Annotated in this window: 1 rRNA gene; it reads right to left on the bottom strand. The window is 50.8% G+C overall.

From position 1 onward, the window contains the following. Positions 1–1774: ribosomal RNA gene (locus G344_RS0106950) — 23S ribosomal RNA — on the bottom strand; the annotation flags it as partial.

The following is a 1774-nucleotide window of genomic DNA, read 5'->3' as shown; positions in this document are numbered from 1 at the left end:
AAGCCTCCCACCTATCCTGTACATTCATTAACTAAATTCAATCTTAGGTTGCAGTAAAGCTCCATGGGGTCTTTCTGTCCAGTCGCGGGTAACCTGCATCTTCACAGGTACTTCAATTTCACCGGGTCCCTCGTTGAGACAGTGCGCAAGTCGTTACACCTTTCGTGCGGGTCGGAACTTACCCGACAAGGAATTTCGCTACCTTAGGACCGTTATAGTTACGGCCGCCGTTTACTGGGGCTTCAATTCAGAGCTTCGACCGAAGTCTAACCCCTCCTCTTAACCTTCCAGCACCGGGCAGGTGTCAGCACCTATACATCAGCTTTCGCTTTAGCAGGCACCTGTGTTTGTGGTAAACAGTCGCTTGCGCCTCTCTTGTGCCACTCATTCATGCTCCAAGCGCTACTGCTCTTCACACTACATGAGTCCTCCTTTTCCCGAAGTTACGGAGGCATTTTGCCGAGTTCCTTAACGAGGGTTTTCCCGCGCACCTTAGGATTCTCTCCCCGCCCACCTGTGTCGGTTTCGGTACGGGTAGTATGTCTCTCTCTAGAAGCTTTTCTCGGCAGTGTAGAATCAATCAGTTCGCTACCGTCTCCGGTCGCTCCTCATCACGCCTCAGCTTTTGAAGTGGTGGATTTGCCTGCCACTTCACCTACACGCTTAAACACGAATTTCCATCCTCGTGCTGACCTATCTGTCTGCGTCACTCCATCGATCAAACGATTCATACTAGTACAGGAATTTCAACCTGTTGTCCATCGCCTACGCTTTTCCGCCTCGGCTTAGGTCCCGACTTACCCTGAGTCGACGATCGTTGCTCAGGAACCCTTAGGCTTTCGGTGGAAAGGATTCTCACCTTTCTTTTCGCTACTCATACCGGCATTCTCACTTCCTACCAGTCCACAGCTCCTTCCGGTACTGCTTCAATCCAATAGGAACGCTCCCCTACCCAATAGCATTGCTGCTATTGCCACGACTTCGGTTCTGTACTTTAGCCCCGGACATTTTCGGCGCAGAGTCTCTCGACCAGTGAGCTATTACGCACTCTTTAAATGGTGGCTGCTTCTAAGCCAACATCCTGGTTGTTTTAGAAATTCCACATCCTTCGCCACTTAGTACAGCATTGGGGACCTTAGTCGGTGGTCTGGGCTGTTTCCCTCTTGACTATGGGCCTTATCACTCATAGTCTGACTCCCATGTATAAATATAGCCATTCGTAGTTTGACTAGGTTCGGTACCCGGTATGGGCCCTAGCCCGATCAGTGCTCTACCGCCTATATTCTCTCCATGAGGCTAGCCCTAAAGCTATTTCGGGGAGAACCAGCTATCTCCGTGTTCGATTGGCATTTCACCCCTATCCACAGCTCATCCCAAAGCTTTTCAACGCTCACGAGTTCGGTCCTCCACACAATTTTACCTGTGCTTCAACCTGGCCATGGATAGATCACTACGGTTTCGGGTCTACTATCACTAACTATTCGCCCTATTCAGACTCGCTTTCGCTTCGGCTCCGTGTTTCCCACTTAACCTCGCTAGTAACAGTAACTCGCCGGTTCATTCTTCAATAGGCACGCCGTCGCGCTGCAATTATACGCGCTTCGACTGTTTGTAGACATACGGTTTCAGGTTCTCTTTCACTCCCCTCCCGGGGTGCTTTTCACCTTTCCCTCACGGTACTATGCGCTATCGGTCCATACTGGTATTTTGCCTTGGAGGGTGGTCCCCCCTGCTTCCCACAAGGTTTCTCGTGTCTCGTGGTACTCTGGATACC

It is taken from the genome of Veillonella magna DSM 19857 (assembly GCF_000428745.1).
Lineage (GTDB): Bacteria > Bacillota > Negativicutes > Veillonellales > Veillonellaceae > Veillonella_A > Veillonella_A magna.
Note: the sequence above shows the minus strand (reverse complement) of the source record. Positions and strands in the feature narration are given on the sequence as shown.